Origin of the sequence: Microcoleus sp. AT3-A2, assembly GCF_036705685.1 — a bacterium.
Lineage (GTDB): Bacteria > Cyanobacteriota > Cyanobacteriia > Cyanobacteriales > Microcoleaceae > Microcoleus.
This window is the reverse complement of sequence record NZ_JAUBVF010000055.1, coordinates 1-16,980: the sequence shown is the minus strand read 5'-3', so window position 1 is coordinate 16,980 and position 16,980 is coordinate 1. Positions and strand designations below refer to the sequence as shown.

Sequence of the window (16,980 nt, the reverse complement as noted above, 5' to 3'; positions counted from 1 at the left end):
CCCCTAACCCCCCTTAATAAGGGGGGGACAAGAGTATCCTCAAAGTCAACCCCTACTCCCCTTTTTAAGGGGGATTTAGGGGGATCGAGACTCGGCTAAAAACGGCACAACACATATATGAAAATTTGTCAATGCCTAATTATTTCTGAAAAAGTCCGCTGTTCACAGTCTACATTCGGCAGTATGCAGTTACATTATTAGCTAAATGTAATAACTATATTTGATAGGAGTTTTTCGAGTGAACGCTGCCGAACAAGCCAAAAATATAGAAGTTGCCAGCAAAATTGCTGCGGTTGTTAATTTATTCAAGTCCGAATTCCCGGATGCAAAAGTCGATTTGAAACCTTGGATGAATGACGAGGATACCAGAGAACTTGTAGATCCAGATTCGATCGACATTGGCTTCCATTTTCCCGGTAGAAGTCGCTTGCTACAAAGCCGCAGTATTTTGATTCAAATCCGATTTTACCAAGATCCGGTGGAAGGATATCGGCGGGCGATCGGGGTTGAGGCCGCCGGTTACGATCATAGCGGTCAGCAGTGGCACTTTTCTACTGTGGAAAATTGGAATTTTCTCGGTCTAACCGAACCTGCGGTGGAGTCGGCGCAAAAACTCAAAGACTTTTGCCAGCAGATATTCGATTTGTTTAATCAATCTTTTTGAGGAATTCAGTTTTCACGGCTCTCCTGTTTGTAGTAAGGACTTTAGTCTTTGCTATTATCGCAATTGTCGATCGACCTACAGCCAACCGCATAAACAGATTTGTACGTTGTCGATCGCTTGCCAAACAAAGTATAGCGGTTATCGCGGACTTGTTCGTACACGCGATCGCCCATCCACTTCATCCCCGGCATTGCCCGGTAAGCAGCCACAAACACCTCGCCAGCAGGAAGTATCCGCCCGATTTCCTCCGCCGCATCGCTGCCCTGCCAGCGCCGTTCCGGGGTGTTGCTATCTATCAAAATCATCCCCATTTCGCAGTCTTCAGACGTAATCCCAAAGCGATTTAATTGCTCTAAATCTTGCATGGAAATATACTCAAAATTCTGGCCTTTATCTAAATTTTCTAGTAACTGCACCAAGGTGACACAGAGATTGCAATTGCCGTCGTAAATTACGTTATATTTCATTAGTTGACTGTTGACTGTTGACTGTTGACTACTGACTACTGACTACTGACTATTCCCCACAGGAATCTCGATCGCAAATTCCGTGCCTTGACCCGGTGCGGAATGGCATTTAAGCTGCCCGCCGTGTTTTTCCACCACAATTTGATAGCTAATCGACAGCCCCAAACCAGTACCTTTACCAGGTTCTTTCGTAGTAAAAAACGGATCGAATAGCCTTTCGTGAACATCTATCGGAATCCCCGGGCCGTTGTCAGCAATCCGAATCACAATATGAGAAGGATGCCGACTCGAAGCATCAGAATCTGCTGTTTCTGCCTGCATCACAGCATCCTGTTCATATTTTACATCCGTACAAATCCGCAGCGTCGGCGAAGGACAATAAGGAATAGGCCCCTGTTCCCCCTCCGCCCAATGTCCAGTCTCCATTGCCTCTTCCAAAGCATCAATTGCATTGCCAATAATATTCATAAAAACCTGATTCAACTGTCCTGCATAACACTGTACGCGGGGCAAATTGCCGAACTCTTTAAGCAGCACAATTTTTGGATGTCCTGCAGTTTCTTTAAACCTGTGCTGCAAAATCAACAAAGTGCTTTCAATCCCTTCGTGAATGTCAACCTGTTTTTGTTCCGCTTCATCCAAACGCGAAAAATTCTTCAGTGACAGCACTATTTGGCGAATTCGCTCGGCTCCCATTTTCATCGAATTTAACAGCTTCGGCAGATCTCTGAGCAGAAAATTCAAATCGATATCATTTATCTCTTGTTCAATTGCCCGTGTTGGGTGCGGGTATTCCTGCTGGTAAAGTTGCAGCATTTTTAGCAAGTCTTTAAAGTAATCGTCAGCGTGCATGACGTTGCCGTAAATAAAGCTAACTGGATTGTTGATTTCGTGAGCAACTCCAGCGACTAATTGCCCCAAACTTACCATTTTTTCATTTTGAACCATCATGCTTTGAGTTTTATGCACGTCCCGCAGGGCTTTTGCCAATTCTTGATTTTTAGTCCTCAATTGACTTTCGGAAAGCTGCACCGCTTCTTCGGCGTGTTTGCGATTGGTAATATCTTTGCGAATTGCTACATATTGATGGGGTTCTCCGCTGGTATTTAAGCAAGGTACAATCGTAGTATCCAACCAGAATAATGTGCCGTCTTTAGCTTGATTTTTCATTTCTCCCCGCCAAACCTTTCCCTGGCGGATGGTTGACCAAAGTTTCTTGAAAAAATCTGCTGGGTGATAGCCAGAATTGACAAGTCTGTGGGTTTTGCCAATCAGTTCTTCTCGGGAATATTTAAATTGTTCGCAAAATTGATCGTTGACATAGGTAATCATTCCGAATTCGTCGGTATTCGAGACAATTGCCGATTGATCCAAAGCAAATTTTTCAAATTCCAACTCTTGAAGAGTTTGGCGCAATTCTGCTTCGGCTTGTTTGCGATCGCTAATATCGGTAATCATCCGCAAAACACCTGAAAATTCGCCCTCAGCGTCGAACATCGGCGTCGCCGAGACGATCGCCCACAAGTGAGATCCGTCTTTGCGAGTAAACTTAAAATCGTGGCGTTCACGAAGGCCTTGCCGCCTGCGCTGGACATAACTTTCAGCTATTTCCCTAGACTCGCAGTCGATAAACTCAAATAGCGATCGCCCCACCATTTCCTCCACAGTATACCCCAGCATTTCGCCCATCCGAGAGTTAGCAAAAGTCGTGATACTTTCGCTGTCAAACATCCAAACGCCCTCCGAAGCCGTCTCGACAATGCAGCGGTAATAATTCTCCCTCTCCCTGAGTGTTTCCTCTGCTTGCTTGCGATCCGTAATATCAGTTTGCACCGCAATAAAACCTTCGAGTTCCCCATTTTCGTGATAAATGGGGGCGATCGAAAGTGCCACCCAATAACCCTTTCCCTCCTTTTTGTAATTGTAAATTTCCTGATTAAACGGCACACCTGCAGCCAAAGCCGATCGCAGTTTAGCAATAGTTCGCGGGTCTGTTTGAGGGCCTTGCAGTACATCACCCGGTTTTTTTCCATGTATTTCTGCCAGCACATAACCACTAATCCGAGTAAATCCTTCATTCACCCATTCAATGCAGCCTTGAGCATCAGTAATAATCACACCATTTTGCGTTTTTTGAGCTACAATAGCCAAACGCGACAATTCGGTTTCATTTTTTTTTCTTTCCGTAATATCTTCAGCAATACCCAGAATGTACTTAGGCGCGCCCGAATCGTCAAATAAAGGAACTTTTTTCGTGTGCAAAATCCGCTTTCCCCGATGGGGAAGTTGGATAGTTTCTTCAGGCAAATCGACGCCTTTTCTCGTTGCCAACACTTCTAAATCTTGTGCTTGCAAGTAATTTGCCTCCTCTGAATTCAACAAGTCAGCAGCATTGTTTAAGAGCACTTCATCCCTGGAATAGCCAAACAATTCTTCGCTAGCAGTATTCCAATAAATAAATTTTTGCTCGACAGCATCTTTAATAAAGACACTAATCGGCAGATTTTGCAGTACCGCATTCAGAAACTCTTGAGTGTTTCGCAGGTTTTCCTCAGCTCGCTTTCGTTCAGTAATATCCAAAATCACTCCGTCGAGATAAACAACCCGACACAGAGAATTTGCGATCGGCGAAACCGGCGAAACCGGCGAAACCACAGCCGACAAAAAGTCCTCAAGTTCCTCTTGTCCCTCTTGTTTTCCTCTAGCCTCTTCCGCCTCGCAGCAAACAGCTTTGCCTTTTTCGTAAACCCAGCTAATTTCGCCGTCAGCCCGGACAATCCGGTATTCAAGGATGTACGAAGTTCTGGTTGCTACACTTTTTTTGACAGTAGCATCCACATTTTTGCGGTCTTGAGGATGGATAATGCTGGAAAAAGAACGGACGCGATCGTTGATAAAATCAGAAGAGGGATAGCCTGATATTTCTTGAACCGTCTCGCTCAAAAACGCCATTGTCCGTGTTAATTCCTCGTCGTCCGTATACTCGCAGGTACAGCGGTAGACAGCACCGGGAATATTAGCTACTAAATTTTTATATTTTTCTTCGCTTTTTAACAAAGATGAGCCGTCTTCGTTATTGTGATCGCCGTTCTTAAATTTAGAAGAATTCGAGGAAATTTGCATGATTTTTTCACTTGTGAGTGCGGGGGCAAGTGTTACAGTAGATGACCCTATAAAAAGTGAATTAAATTTGCGAAATAATTCGTTATAAACTAATATAGTACAAAATTAGTTCTACGAACATTCAGAAAATTTGAGGGTGGCTAATAGGTAGAGCTAATCAAGGCTAGAGATAGAGAAAACAGTTCGGCAACGGATTTAACGCATTTAACGCATTTAACGGATGGATCTTGAGGATCGAGGGAAACAGGGAAGATTTTCCCACTCTCCCCCTCTCCCCATTTCTCCCACTCCCACTCCCACTCCCCCACTCCCTCACTCCCCCACTCTCGTTACAATAAGATAAGTTTCCTTGCTACCGATCGCCCCTCAAACAAAACACCATGACTCAACAACAACCCCGGATTTGCATTCTCGGCGGAGGCTTCGGCGGACTCTACACAGCCCTGCGCTTGAGTCAGTTACCCTTCTCCAAAACCGAAAAACCAGAAATTGTCCTAGTTGACCGCCGCGATCGATTTTTGTTCGTTCCCCTGCTGTACGAACTCCTGACCGACGAACTCCAAACCTGGGAAATTGCCCCACCGTTTGCCGAACTCTTGCAGAACACAGGTGTGCGCTTTTGTCAGGGTACTGTCTCCGGCATCGATGTGGAGGAAAAGCGAGTGCAGTTGCACGACGGGCCAGAAATTCCGTGCGATCGCCTGGTTTTAGCTTTAGGCGGCGAAACCCCTCTAGATATGGTCAAGGGTGCGGTTGAATATGCTTACTCTTTTCGCACTCTCGACGACGCCTACCGCTTAGAAGAAAGATTGCGGTTTTTAGAAGCCAGCAACACCGATAAAATTCGGGTTGCGATCGTCGGCGCCGGTTATTCAGGAGTAGAATTAGCTTGTAAATTAGCCGATCGACTCGGAGAAAAAGGTCGCGTGCGGTTAGTCGAGCAAAGCGACATGATTCTGCGGACATCACCGGAGTTTAACCGCGAAGCCGCCAGCCAAGCTTTAGAAAAACGGAAAGTGTGGATCGACTTAGAAACAGAAGTAGAGGCGATCGAAGCGGACACAATATCCTTACTTTACAAAGGACAATTAGATGTTCTCCCCGTAGACATAGTTCTGTGGACAGTAGGAACTCAAGTTAGTCAAGCAGTGCGATCGCTACCCCTCAAACAAAACCGCCGCGGTCAATTAACAGTCAATCCGACAATGCAAATTATCGACCATCCAGATATATTTGCCTTGGGAGACTTAGCTGAATGTCACGATGCAACGGGTCAAAAAGTCCCCGGAACAGCCCAAACAGCCTTCCAGCAAGCTGACTACACCGCCTGGAACATTTGGGCATCCCTCACCGGCCGCCCATTACTTCCTTTCCGCTATCAGCCGCTAGGAGAAATGATGACATTAGGAATTGACAACGCCACCCTGGCAGGTTTAGGAATTAAACTCGACGGACAACTAGCCCACATTGCTCGCCGCTTAGCTTATCTCTATCGGATGCCAACATTTGATCATCAGTTAAAAGTTGGTTTCAATTGGATTAGCAAGCCGATTCAGGATTTGCTTAAAAGTTAGTTAATTGTTGACTATTAACTGTTAACCGTTGACGGTTGATTGTTGATGGTAAAACTTATGATGGCGGTTCCGAAACCGGGTTTTTCACGAAAATACTTCACTACTACCCGCATATTTGGTAAAAACCTGGTTTTTTCTGTCGGAGTGTAGATTCAGAGAATATTACGCACGCAAAAAGATGCCAACTTCCACATTTCAACAGCCCAAAACTGAACTTCCACCGTTGATAGAGCGGGAAATTCTCTTCGGAAATCCCGAAAAAACTAGCCCCCGACTTTCACCCGACGGCAAGTATCTTGCCTACATTGCACCAGATGAAAACAACGTTTTGCAAGTGCAATTGCGTACCGTCGGTCAAGCAGACGATCGCCAACTGACAGCAGATAAAAAACGAGGCATCCGCATCTTTTACTGGACTTACAGCGGCGAAGAGCTAATTTATCTCCAAGATGCTGAGGGTGATGAAAACTGGCATTTATTCTCAGTCAATATCCAGTCAAATCTGGTTCGCGACTTGACACCATTTCAAGGCGTTCAAGCTCAGACGATCGCCTTTGACCGCAAATTCCCCAATGAAATATTAGTGGGAATGAACATCCGCGATCGCAGCAAACACGACGTTTACCGCATCAACCTCAAAAATGGTGCCGTTGAATTTGACACCGACAATCCAGGTAACGTCGTCCGTTGGATTGCTGACGCCCAATTCCAAGTGCGGGCGGCCACAGCCACCACTGCCGACGGTGGCTCAGAATTGGTGTTTCGGGAAACTGCCGACAAGTCTTGGGAAAGCCTGCGAAGGTGGGGGCCCGATGAGGAAGGTGGTGCCCTCATGTTCTCAGAAAACGGCAAAATTCTTTACATCATCGGCAATCATGATGCTAACGCCGAACGTTTGATCGCATTAGACTTAGAAACTAAACAAGAAACCGATCTCGCCTCTGACCCAGAATACGATGTCGGCAACATTGTCGGACACCCCACCAAGCGAGAGATTCAGGCGGTTTCCTTCTACAAGGACAAGCAAGAGTGGCAGATTTTAGACCAAAGTATAGCAGATGATTTTGAGGCGATCGGCAAATTTCGCCCCGGCGAATTCGACCTTACCAGCCGCAACCTCGCCGATACCACTTGGCTAATCGCTTACAGGACAGACGACGGCCCAGTTTACTACTATGTGTACGATCGCGCCTCCAAAACCTTCACCTTTCTGTTTAGCAACCAACCCAAACTCGAAGGGCTACCGCTATCATCAATGGAACCCATTTCTTACACGGCAAGAGATGGTTTAACCATTCACGGCTACCTGACAAAACCGGTTGGTGTCTCAACACCCGTACCGACAGTCTTGCTAGTTCACGGTGGCCCCTGGGCACGCGATACCTGGGGTTACAATCCACAAGCCCAATGGCTGGCCAACCGAGGTTACGCCGTTTTGCAAATCAATTTTCGCGGTTCCACCGGCTACGGCAAAGCCTTTCTCAATGCCGGCAATCGCGAATGGGCCGCTAAGATGCACGACGACTTGCTAGATGGAGTTAATTGGCTGGTAGAAACAGGAATTTCCCAACCCGATAAAATTGCGATTATGGGTGGTTCCTACGGCGGTTATGCTGCCTTAGTGGGATTGACTTTTAGTCCCGATGTTTTTGCCTGCGCCGTCGATATTGTCGGGCCCAGCAATTTGATTACACTGCTGCAAACTATTCCCCCTTACTGGGAACCGAGAAAAGCAAGTCTGTATCACCGCGTGGGCAATTTGGAAACAGAACCAGAGTTTCTGAAATCGATCTCGCCTTTATCTTTTGTCGATCGCATCCAGAAACCTTTACTAATCGCCCAAGGTGCCAACGACCCGCGAGTCAAAGAAGCAGAAAGCGAGCAAATTGTCAATGCCATGAAGCAAGCTGGCAAACCTGTAGAATACGTGCTTTATACAGACGAAGGACACGGATTTGCGCGGCCGGAAAATCGCCTGCACTTTTATGCGATCGCCGAAGAATTCCTAGCCAAATATTTAGGAGGCAGATTTGAACCGGCGGGCAACATTGCCAATCATTCTGGTTTAGTGAATCCACAAACAACTCATTAGAAGGAATAAGGAAAAAAGAAGAACAAAGAAGGAATTACTCAAATCTCTCTTCTCTTCTCTTCCTCTGTGTTCTCTGTGTTCTCTGTGGTTAAATCATTCCGATGCAACCGGATGTGCGATAAGTCCTCTTTCCTCTTCCCTTTTTCTTCTCAAATGACCAAAATTATTTTTCTCGATGCCGCAGGCACGTTATTTGACGTGCGCGGCAGCGTCGGCGAAGTCTACGGAAAATTTGCCCGCAGTTGGGGAGTAACTGTTTCTAACGAAGAGTTAAATGCAGCATTTTTTCAAAGTTTTGCCGACTCAAATCCGATGGCATTTCCCGGAAAAGAATTAGCCAAAATTCCCCAGCTAGAATTTGAATGGTGGCAAGCAGTTTGCGCGAACGCTTTTCAAATAGCAGGCGTTTTCAATCAATTTTCAGACTTTCCCAAATTCTTTGTCGAACTCTACGCTCATTTTGCCACCGCCGAACCTTGGTTCGTCTATCCCGACGTATTCCCAGCCTTAAATAAGTGGCAGCAACAAGGAATTGAATTAGCAGTAGTATCGAATTTCGATTCCCGAATTTATGCAGTATTAAAAGCACTAAATTTAGCGGAATATTTCACATCAGTGACAATTTCTACCGAAGTTGGTGCAGCAAAACCAGACTCTCAAATTTTTACCGCAGCATTGCAAAAGCACAACTGCACTGCCGAGAATGTTTTGCATATTGGCGACAGCTTCAAGGCTGATTATTGTGGTGCTAAAAATGCGGGACTAAACGCAATTTGGTTGAATCGTCAACAGGAAAAAATAGATTCAGGAAAGTTGAATTTAACTGATTTCCAAAAAGTAGAAGAGTTTCCTAGTCTGGATTTTATATAAGTCAGGATTTATTCACTCGGACAAAGAAACTTGGTTTTTTACCTAATATGCGGGTTGCAAAAAAGAAGTGTTTTTGTAAAAAGCCCCGGTTTCTGGGCCCCCATGCTAAGTCCTATAAATATGATTTTTATGAGGTCAAGGTTATGATTTTTATGAATTGACTTTGAGAGCTATTTATTGAATAATATGGATAATTTAACCACAGAGAGCGCAGAGGGCGCAGAGGAAGAGAAGAGAGGGGTGATTTATATATCTAACTTTTAACTGGAAAGAACTTTATGGAACCTCGACTTACTCAAACTCAATTAGCACAGGTGATCGCTGAGATCGACAAGTTATCGCAGCAGCGCGAGTTAGAATTGGCCCCAGATCAGGTAAGAGAAATTTTACGAGAGTTGAATCTTCCTGATGAGCTTTTAGAAGATGCGATCGCCCAAGTGCGCCGCCGCGAAGTCCTAGAAAAACAGCAGCGACGCAACCGTTGGATCGCGATCGCCTCGACAGTTGTTGTCATTTCTGCGATCGGTATAGGCGTGCTGTTCGGGCAAAATCAGCAGCAGCAAACTGCTCAAATTGTCGCAGGAGAAGACCGAATTGCCCTATCTCAAAAGGGCGGTGACAGCCTTACTCAAGTCAACCGTCAAATTAATCCCCGCATCTACTACCAGGTGACGTTGCAAAATGCTCCGATCGGTCGTGAGTTGTCTTTACAATGCGACTGGATTAACCCCAGCGGTGACATTGTTCATCAGGGCAGGTATCAAACTCGCACGATCGATACTGCGGTTTGGAATACGCACTGCTTTTACGATCTCGGATCTGCTGCAGCCCCAGGCAAATGGGAAGTTCGGATGTCCCTGGATGGGCGCGCGATCAGCAGTGAACCTTTCACGGTGAAATAGATGGGTGCGATCGACAAACCTTCACATTTTATCGGCTATTGGGGACTGGACGATTCCCTACGGGATAGCTTCGCTTCACGCACAAAAACGCTCAGCCGTTTAGTCCCAGATTACTGCATTCGGCAGGGTAAATTATCAGAATGGGCGATCGCCTCTGCATCTGTACTCACGGCTGACACAGTGACGCTGAATGCTTGCGGGCGATTTGGGCCAACCGATTTACCGGGAGATGCTTGGGCGGCGGTAGAAGCGAAACAGCTACGGCTGGGGCGCGATCCTTTTGGGCGAGTGCCGCTTTACTGGATGCAGTTGGGAGAAACGATTTGGTTTGCGACGCAAATGCAATTGCTGCTACCGCTGATTGCTTCCCCTCAAATTAGCCCGATCGCGCTACACAGTTATGCTTGTTTTTCCTACGTGCCCGCCCCGTTAACGCCGATCAAGCAAATTGCATCCGTAGCAGCCGGAAGCGAGATGATTTGGGAAATCGCCGATATTAACAATCAGCCGAAAGTACGCGCGGCGAAGCTATCCCGTAGGGAATCGCTGCCATCGGCTTGGCAGGAAGCGCCCCAACTACTGCGGAGTGAAGACGAGGCGATCGCACAATTGCAAGGGCTGTTGCAACAGGCGATCGATCGACAAGTGGCCGATTTGCCGATCGACGAACCCGTAGGCGTTTTACTCTCCGGTGGCATCGATTCTTCCCTGGTGACGGCGCTGCTAGTGAAAGCAGGCTTGCAAGTGCGCGCCTATGCCCTCGATTTTGGTGTCGAAGCCTATTCCGAACTGCCCTACGCCCAACAGGTGGCGGACTTTTTCCAGATTCCGCTGATCCGAGTGGCGGCGACGGGTGATGCAGTGTTGCGCGCGATCGGGCCAACCGCCAAAGCCCTCGATTTACCCTATGGAGATGGCACAACAGCCCCGCTGTTTTTGCTCAAACAGGCGGCGGCGCAAGACGTGCGAGTTGTATTCAATGGCGAGAATGGCGATCAGCTATTTGCCGGATGGACAAACAAACCTTTGATTGCCAACGGAGTTTACAGTGCAGAACATCCTGCCGGAAAAGAAACCTTTGAACAGCAGTATTTGCGGACATTTCAGCGATTTTATGGTTATGAAAAACAGATTTTTTCGCCAGAAATGCTCGATCGCATCCAGTCTCACGATTTGAGCGTTTACCTGCAAGACGCGATCGATCCCGAAACCTGTCCCTCCCTGCTAGCGAGGCTGCGGCGCGCTTCGCTGATGCTCAAAGGTGCCCAAAATATTCAGCCGAGGGCAACGGCATTGGCGTTTGCTTGCGGTTTGTGGGTGCGATCGCCCTTCTGCGACCCCGACCTCACAGCATGGACGTTTCAACTCCCTGGCGAGCTGCTACTGCAAGGTGCGTGCGAAAAATACATCCTCAAAAAAGCCTCCGAACGCTGGCTGCCACCGGAAATTGTCTGGCGGGAAAAGCGCGGGATGGGTGTGCCGTTGAAGGTTTGGTATTACCGCGAATTTTGGGCTGCGATCGGCGATCGGCTGAATCCGAATCTGTTGCGATCGCAAAATTGCTGGCAACCTTATTTGGCTGACTCGATGTTATCGGGACAACTCGGAGTTGCAATGCGCGATCGCTATATTGGCAATAATCTCTGGCTGCTGCTGATGTGGCAGGCATGGCGAACCGAGGTTTTAGGCGAAATTCCGGTTAAGCGATCGCTCGATCATGTGTTTTGGTTGCCACCGGCGATCGGCCAACGCATTTGGAAATATCGAAGGAGGTTGACTGTTGACTGTTGACTGTTGACTGTTGACTGTTGACTGTTGACTGTTGACTGTTGACTGTTGATTTTACAATCTTCCCTGTTCCGAACATCCGTTAAATCCGTTAAATAATTCGTTGCCGAACATCCGTTACATCCGTTACAAAATCCGTTGCCGAACTTCTTCTATATGACTGAATCTTTGCTAGAGAATGAAACCAAAATACATTCGCCGCCGTTCTCCGAAGCAATGGCTAAGCGACTGTTATCAACCTATGGTTCGCCCTTATATGTGTATCAAGCCGATATCCTCCGTCAGACTCTTGAGCATATTACGCGATCGATCGACTATCCGCACGTTCAGTTTCATTTTGCTAGCGTCACCAACGGCAATATTGCTCTGTTGCAATTGATTCAGCAAGCTGGTTGGGGGCTACACGCGAATACACCGGGGGATGTTTTTTTGGGGCTGAAAGCGGGTTTTACGAGCGATCGCATTGTCTACACGGGCAGTAACCTCAACAGGGCGGATATTCAGCAATTGATTGAATGGAAGATCGATCGATTTAACTTCGATAGTCTGTCGCAACTCCAAGATTTTTGCGAATATTGCGGCAGTCAACCGCGATCGATCCGTGCCGAAATTGGACTGCGCCTCAACTCACCGGAATTGACGGGAGACAGTCGGATTGGAGTGCGTCCCGCCGAATTTGAGAAAGCCAACGAAATCGCGCAGCAGCAAGGGTTTAGCATCACTGGACTGCATTTTTATCGGGGGACTGGAACTAACGCCACGAGTGCTTTTACGCAGGCGATCGATCGGCTAATTGCGATCGCCCAACAGTTGCCAGATTGGCGAACCCTTGATTTTGGCGGTGGTTTTGGCTATCCCTATCGAGGCGGTGCAGTGTTTGACTGGCGGGAGTTTGGTGCGGCGATTACTGAACGATTGAGTGCGCTATCTCGCCCGATCGAGTTGGTGATTGAACCGGGACGATCGGCGATCGCAGGTTGTGGCGTTTTGCTTGCGAAAGTTGTGTCGGTGAAGTGGTTGGGCTATCGGCAAATTGTCGGCGTGGATACGACTGTATCAAATCTATCGGTGCCTGCGGTGCACGGGGGCTATCGGGCGATCGCGACTTGGGAAACCGACGATGTATCGCGACATGAAACGGATATTTGCGGCAACACAACTTATTCGCGGGATTATTTGGGGCGCAACTGTTGGCTACCCAAACTCAAAATTGGAGATGCGATCCTGATTTTGGATAGCGGGGCTTACGGCTATGCGATGTCGTCACATTTTCTGCACCGCCCCCGCCCTGCTGAGGTGTTGATTGATGCTACGGGCGATCGATTAATTCGACAGCGAGAAGACTATTCTATCTTGTTAAACGGGCAAATCTTTTAAACCGAACTATTCATCTCTCTCTTCTCTTCCTCTGTGCCCTCTGCGGCCTCTGCGGTAAAATCATTCCGAAACAACCGCCAACGATATAAATCCATTAAATTAATCAGGAGTAACCGAAATGGGAATGAAATGCGTCCAGTGTAACACCGACAACATTTTGAGAGATCGTACCAGGAACTCAGGTCGTTGCAAACAGTGCAACCATCTGTTTGTGTTTGAACCCACTACCGTCACCGATCAAAGATTCGCATTCACCGATCCGTTTTTCAAGAAGGCGATCGAAGATATTTCCAGCCAAAATATGTTATTCTTCACGCTCAAACAGTTTTTGTATTTTATTGACAAAAGGCTTAAATATCGTGCTTCAATTGGCCAATGGAGTTGGCTTGGTTTATACTTATTTTTCCCCGTTTTGGGAGCGATTTTCGTCTGGATTTTTATTAGTAATATGCTTCAAGATCCGCCGCAATTAGCAGTTTTTATTTTATTCATTTTTTACAATGTTTTGTGGATTGGGCAACTTTTTAAAAATAGCAACTCTTCTCAGCAAGGTATTCACAGCAGAAAAAATAATGCTAAAAATCTACAAATTTTAGGGATAATTATTTTAGTGATAGGTGTTCCCTTCAGTCTGATTATTAATTCTTTTACCGGGTATATCACAGTCTGTTTCCTAGGGCTATTTTCCTTGTGGCTCGGCACCTCACAAAAACGTCGTCAACAGGAAATTCGTGAAGTATTTCTCGTCAATGCAGCGCAGAGCGATGAATGGCTACAACGCTGGCAAAGGGTGAACGGAACGTTAGAAAAACTGCTGTCGGCTCCTCGTCAAAACGCTTTACCCGCCGCCATCGATCCCGAAATCACCGCCTACAGTTTCGATCGCGCAATTATCTGTGACAGTGACGAAATAGCTCAATTCCTCATTGCCAACAACGTCCATTTTGAAAACAACTGCGCGATTCTTAGTATTAGTGGCTATCCCCAAAGCATCTTCAGTACCGTGATTGAAATGCTGCGGCGTAATACCGATTTAAAAGTCTATGCACTGCACAATGCGAGCCCTGCTGGAGTTGGCTTGGTACATCAACTGCGAACCAGTCCAAACTGGTTTGGCAATCAAGCGGTGACGATTTTTGATTTGGGAATTTCTCCCCGTCAAATCTTAGCAACCCGCGATATGTTTGTGCAGCAATCTCAAACAGTCGCACAAACCGCCCGTCAATTACCCGACACAGTGAGGCAAGGTTTAACAGCCGAAGAACTAGCATGGCTGGATGCAGGGAATTTTGTGGAATTGGAATCGTTTACCCCACAGCGGTTGTTGCGCGTGGTGAATTATGGACTTGCTCAGAGTGGCGATCCGCAGACCAATGACGGCTTAATATTAGTGGATAATGCTGTCGGGTATGGTGGTGGCTATGTGTTTGTCTCCGATAGTTTCGGTTAGGGCGTGTTTTCAAGATTTTTTTAGACTTATTAATAATAACCTTAAAAAGTCTTGAAACTTAGTCTGAATAAGATTTTTAGCGCTCTTTAGTTAAAATCATAAAAAGCTTATCTGTGTAATGGCTTCAGCGATTTTAAAAGGAGGAGCAAAAAAGCTGAGATTAACTTGGTGAGTAAAGGTTTCAGATTTTTAAATTTCCCCCCACGGGGGGAAGTTTAGTTTAAATTGTGTGAAATTTGCCTTTAACCCGCTCTCGTCTGGTTTTGTTTGTGTAGACGCGGTTTCTAACCACCCGGACTTGTAACGTCGTGAACTTTTTTAAGTCGTATACTCCGCATTAATCTTCACGTAGTCGTAACTCAAATCGCATCCCCAAGCTTTAGCAAAACCGCTGCCATTCCCGACACTAATCTGAATTAAAACCGTATCAGCCTTCAAATATTCTCCCTCCGCAGCCGCTTTCATATAATTACTTGCAGCAGCGCGATCGAACTCTTTAGGTTGTCCGTTTTCCATCATCAAAAAATCCCCCAATTGAATCCGCAAATTCTCTTGATCGAAAGCGACACCAGCGCGCCCAGCCGCCGCCGCAATTCTGCCCCAATTCGGATCGCGTCCGAAAATAGCAGCTTTCACCAAAGAAGAACCGACAATTGTTTTGGCAATTTTACTCGCAGAAACTTCATCCAGCGCGCCACTAACTTGCACTTCCACCAAACAAGTTGCACCTTCGCCGTCACGGGCGATCGCCTTTGCTAAATGCACGCAAACTTCTGTCAGCATTGCCTCTAATTTTTCAGCATCTGCCCCCATTTCCGTAATTGCCGGTGTGCGGGATTGACCGTTTGCCAAAGCAATTAGCGAATCGTTGGTACTGGTATCGCCGTCAACAGTAATTTGATTGAAACTTCTGTTAGCCGCCCGACTCACCATTTCTTGCCACAAATGCGATGACACTGCTGCATCGCAAGTTACAAATGCCAGCATTGTTGCCATATTCGGGTGAATCATTCCCGAACCTTTGCAAATGCCGCCTATGCGGACGGGCCGATCGCCAAACATGGTTTCCAGGGCGATCGTTTTCGGCACTAAATCAGTCGTACAAATAGCTTTAGCCGCTGCATCGGAACCAGTTTCCGATGCCTCAGCAACTAATCGGGGAATTCCCGCCCTCAGTGGCTCCATTTTTATCCGCTGTCCGATGACGCCCGTGGAGGCCAAAAGAATAGATTCTGGAGGAATATTCAGCGCTTCTCCCAACAATTTGGCACTTTCGAGGGCATCTGCCAAACCTTGTTCGCCAGTAGCAGCATTAGCTTGTCCCGCATTGCACAAAATTGCTTTCGCGCTGGGTTTAGCTTGCAAACGCTGGCGGCAGTAGTCCACACAAGCGGCCCGGACTGTTGATGTCGTGAAGACTCCGGCGGCGATCGCGTCCACCTCTGACAAAATTAAACTTAAATCCGGCAAGCCTGAAGGCTTCAAACCCGCTGTAATTCCCGATGCTCGATACCCTCTGGGTGCTGTAACTCCGCCGTCAATTTCTTTCCAGTCCGACATCATGACCTCCCTAGTAGCCTTCAATCTGCTGAAAGGGGATTATACCATTTTAGATTTTAGATTTTAGATTTTAGATTTTAGACTTCGGCGTCAGCGATCGGTCAAACGATTTTAGATTTTAGATTTTAGATTGTTTTGAACCCAATTTCCCATTCCCAATTCCCAATTCCCAATTCCCAATTCCCCATAAAACTAATCGCGGCTTCCAATCTAGAGTTAGAACTCAAGAAGAAGTCGCGACGGTTTTGTAATTGACATTATTAATTTTTAGGTGGCAAACAACAAACTCGATTCAACTATCTCGCCGTTGAAAAAAGGGGTTATTTGCGATCGATATTCGCTGGAGAACCAGCATCTAAACCAACTTCAGCAGCCACACGGCTCAGCATGGATTCCTGACGGTTTTTGACGACGTGTTGATGGCGCATCATCAGGTTGCGGGCTTGTTCTTGAGTTGACATCACTGATTTCTCCAAATTCTAGGTAATAACTTCGTAGACAATTGTCGAAATTGAGCTTGGCCTAGCTCATAGTGGCGTTGCTGCGATCGTAACTCGCTTGAAAGCTGGGCTGCGGTTTGCCTTGAATGTGACCCCAGTAGTGCGTATCTTCCATCCCGACTTCGGTGGCGGTGCGGTTGAGCATGGATTGCTGGCGGTTCTTCACCAGTTGGTGGTGGCGCATCATCAGAGAGCGAGCTTGATTTTCAGTAGACATATGGGTTTCCTCCGTATTCTTTAGATTAATGTTGGGCTTGTTTTTTCTTCTCTTCTATCACTATAACAGACAATTCTGTATCTAAAGCTACCAAATCAAAATTGTCACAAAACTTTACAATTGGGCTATGGGGCGAGAATCTCGATCGAGGTTGCAGGAAGTGCGATCGGGCTTTGGCTCGTGGATTCAGGCCCAACCCCAAGCAGCACTTGGCAAAATTTGACCATATTCGTCTTCTAAGAGCCACATTTTAGCGACTACGTAATTGCTAGTGGCCATTACTCACAAGTTAAGCTAAAAGCACTATTGTCAATGAGTGATTTTACTCATCTTTTACCTGTTGACCCAATTAAAATATGACTCCATTTGTTCCTTTATTATTGAAAAAAAATTGTT

The 16,980-nt window shown here is 46.6% G+C and carries 13 protein-coding genes; 8 read left to right on the top strand and 5 right to left on the bottom strand.

From position 1 onward, the window contains the following. Positions 1 to 238: 238 nt before the first annotated feature. Complete coding sequence (locus QUB37_RS23330; protein ID WP_333166661.1) at positions 239 to 664, top strand: hypothetical protein; 426 nt, start codon at positions 239 to 241, stop codon at positions 662 to 664. A 41-nt stretch (positions 665 to 705) separates the two neighbouring features. Here QUB37_RS23330 and QUB37_RS23325 read toward each other — a convergent pair whose 3' ends face one another. After that, entirely contained in the window at positions 706 to 1,131 is a 426-nt protein-coding gene (locus QUB37_RS23325; RefSeq protein WP_333166658.1) for a DCC1-like thiol-disulfide oxidoreductase family protein, read from the bottom strand. A gap of 42 nt (positions 1,132 to 1,173) precedes the next feature. Further along, a complete protein-coding gene (locus QUB37_RS23320) occupies positions 1,174 to 4,254 on the bottom strand; it encodes a PAS domain S-box protein (RefSeq protein WP_333166655.1) in 3,081 nt (1,026 codons plus the stop codon). Between the two features lie 380 nt (positions 4,255 to 4,634). Here QUB37_RS23320 and QUB37_RS23315 point away from each other — a divergent pair, with 380 nt between their 5' ends. From QUB37_RS23315 to QUB37_RS23285, 7 genes are all read left to right on the top strand, one after another. Then, positions 4,635 to 5,828, top strand: a complete 1,194-nt coding sequence (locus tag QUB37_RS23315; RefSeq protein WP_333166652.1) for an NAD(P)/FAD-dependent oxidoreductase — start codon at positions 4,635 to 4,637, stop codon at positions 5,826 to 5,828. A 178-nt stretch (positions 5,829 to 6,006) separates the two neighbouring features. Beyond that, positions 6,007 to 7,920: a S9 family peptidase gene (locus QUB37_RS23310; protein ID WP_333166651.1), complete on the top strand. Its 1,914-nt coding sequence runs from the start codon at positions 6,007 to 6,009 to the stop codon at positions 7,918 to 7,920. Between the two features lie 153 nt (positions 7,921 to 8,073). Further along, positions 8,074 to 8,790, top strand: coding sequence for an HAD-IA family hydrolase (locus QUB37_RS23305; protein WP_333166647.1), 717 nt, complete (start codon positions 8,074 to 8,076; stop codon positions 8,788 to 8,790). Positions 8,791 to 9,068: 278 nt separating this feature from the next. Beyond that, entirely contained in the window at positions 9,069 to 9,692 is a 624-nt protein-coding gene (locus QUB37_RS23300) for a DUF3859 domain-containing protein (protein WP_333166644.1), read from the top strand. Continuing rightward, positions 9,693 to 11,483 (top strand): asparagine synthetase B family protein, encoded by a 1,791-nt coding sequence (locus QUB37_RS23295; protein WP_333166641.1) that lies wholly within the window; start codon positions 9,693 to 9,695, stop codon positions 11,481 to 11,483. A 153-nt stretch (positions 11,484 to 11,636) separates the two neighbouring features. Further along, positions 11,637 to 12,857, top strand: coding sequence for a decarboxylase (locus QUB37_RS23290; protein ID WP_333166639.1), 1,221 nt, complete (start codon positions 11,637 to 11,639; stop codon positions 12,855 to 12,857). Between the two features lie 211 nt (positions 12,858 to 13,068). After that, positions 13,069 to 14,307 (top strand): hypothetical protein, encoded by a 1,239-nt coding sequence (locus QUB37_RS23285; protein ID WP_333166637.1) that lies wholly within the window; start codon positions 13,069 to 13,071, stop codon positions 14,305 to 14,307. Between the two features lie 318 nt (positions 14,308 to 14,625). Here QUB37_RS23285 and argJ read toward each other — a convergent pair whose 3' ends face one another. From argJ to QUB37_RS23270, 3 genes are all read right to left on the bottom strand, one after another. Further along, positions 14,626 to 15,867, bottom strand: coding sequence for a bifunctional ornithine acetyltransferase/N-acetylglutamate synthase (argJ, locus tag QUB37_RS23280; RefSeq protein WP_333166698.1), 1,242 nt, complete (start codon positions 15,865 to 15,867; stop codon positions 14,626 to 14,628). 320 nt (positions 15,868 to 16,187) lie between these two features. After that, positions 16,188 to 16,328: a hypothetical protein gene (locus QUB37_RS23275; RefSeq protein ID WP_333035219.1), complete on the bottom strand. Its 141-nt coding sequence runs from the start codon at positions 16,326 to 16,328 to the stop codon at positions 16,188 to 16,190. A gap of 61 nt (positions 16,329 to 16,389) precedes the next feature. Beyond that, positions 16,390 to 16,584, bottom strand: coding sequence for a hypothetical protein (locus tag QUB37_RS23270; RefSeq protein WP_006631905.1), 195 nt, complete (start codon positions 16,582 to 16,584; stop codon positions 16,390 to 16,392). Between the last annotated feature and the right edge of the window lie 396 nt (positions 16,585 to 16,980).

What these genes read in the sequence shown, in the direction of transcription:
- QUB37_RS23310 (WP_333166651.1), top strand. Translation starts at nt 6,007, where the DNA reads ATGCCAACTTCCACATTTCAACAGCCCAAAACTGAACTTCCACCGTTG.
- QUB37_RS23295 (WP_333166641.1), top strand. Translation starts at nt 9,693, where the DNA reads ATGGGTGCGATCGACAAACCTTCACATTTTATCGGCTATTGGGGACTG.
- QUB37_RS23315 (WP_333166652.1), top strand. Translation starts at nt 4,635, where the DNA reads ATGACTCAACAACAACCCCGGATTTGCATTCTCGGCGGAGGCTTCGGC.
- QUB37_RS23320 (WP_333166655.1), bottom strand. Translation starts at nt 4,254, where the DNA reads ATGCAAATTTCCTCGAATTCTTCTAAATTTAAGAACGGCGATCACAAT.
- QUB37_RS23300 (WP_333166644.1), top strand. Translation starts at nt 9,069, where the DNA reads ATGGAACCTCGACTTACTCAAACTCAATTAGCACAGGTGATCGCTGAG.
- argJ (WP_333166698.1), bottom strand. Translation starts at nt 15,867, where the DNA reads ATGTCGGACTGGAAAGAAATTGACGGCGGAGTTACAGCACCCAGAGGG.
- QUB37_RS23305 (WP_333166647.1), top strand. Translation starts at nt 8,074, where the DNA reads ATGACCAAAATTATTTTTCTCGATGCCGCAGGCACGTTATTTGACGTG.
- QUB37_RS23270 (WP_006631905.1), bottom strand. Translation starts at nt 16,584, where the DNA reads ATGTCTACTGAAAATCAAGCTCGCTCTCTGATGATGCGCCACCACCAA.
- QUB37_RS23290 (WP_333166639.1), top strand. Translation starts at nt 11,637, where the DNA reads ATGACTGAATCTTTGCTAGAGAATGAAACCAAAATACATTCGCCGCCG.
- QUB37_RS23325 (WP_333166658.1), bottom strand. Translation starts at nt 1,131, where the DNA reads ATGAAATATAACGTAATTTACGACGGCAATTGCAATCTCTGTGTCACC.
- QUB37_RS23275 (WP_333035219.1), bottom strand. Translation starts at nt 16,328, where the DNA reads ATGTCAACTCAAGAACAAGCCCGCAACCTGATGATGCGCCATCAACAC.